Consider the following 652-nt stretch of genomic DNA (forward strand, 5'->3'; position numbering starts at 1 on the left):
AAGTCGCCTTCACCCCCTCCCATTCAGAACCGTACATGAGACTTTCACCTCATACGGCTCCTAGTCTGACTGCTCCATTGTTAAGGAACAGCTCTGGCATTGTCAAGTGCCGTTTGATCATCGCGGGTGTGGCGGTGTAGTAGTTGAAGGTTTTTGTATTCATCCTTTCCGCCTTGGCTTCGAGGTACAATGTGGTCTACTTCAACTATATCTGATGGGGTAAAGTATTGCCCACACCAGGTACACTTGCCTTTTTGCTTTTTAAGTAGTTTTGCTACCCTATTTGGCGTGTCGATTGCTTGTCCTTTCCTGGTTGCCCAGTAAGTCCAGTTTCCGTCGTATGGTGTTGCTTCCGGGCGTATTAGGGTATGTCTGACAATTGGAGTCCAATTATGTTTCCATAATGTGAATCCATCTTTAGTCTGGAATAACCAAGATTCATGCCTTTCTTTCCCATTACTAAGTTTAACCGTTCCATGTCTGAAATAGTTTCCTAGCTTATCGTAACTTGCCTTTCTGCATCTTGATTCTGTCCATGCCCGCAACATTTGCCAAACTATGTGGTCTAGCTTTGTGAAGGTCTCTGTTGAGACTACCCCTGAATAGTAGTTTGACCATCCCCTTATGATTGGGTTTAGTCTGCTAATCAGGG

General features: G+C 44.8%; 1 protein-coding gene. It reads right to left on the bottom strand.

From position 1 onward, the window contains the following. Nucleotides 1-80 precede the first annotated feature (80 nt). Nucleotides 81-652, bottom strand: a 572-nt coding sequence (locus tag P5683_RS25560) for a group II intron maturase-specific domain-containing protein (protein ID WP_315669519.1), incomplete at its 5' end; no start/stop codon positions are given.

It is taken from the genome of Limnospira sp. PMC 1279.21 (assembly GCF_032349615.1).
GTDB lineage: Bacteria > Cyanobacteriota > Cyanobacteriia > Cyanobacteriales > Microcoleaceae > Limnospira > Limnospira fusiformis.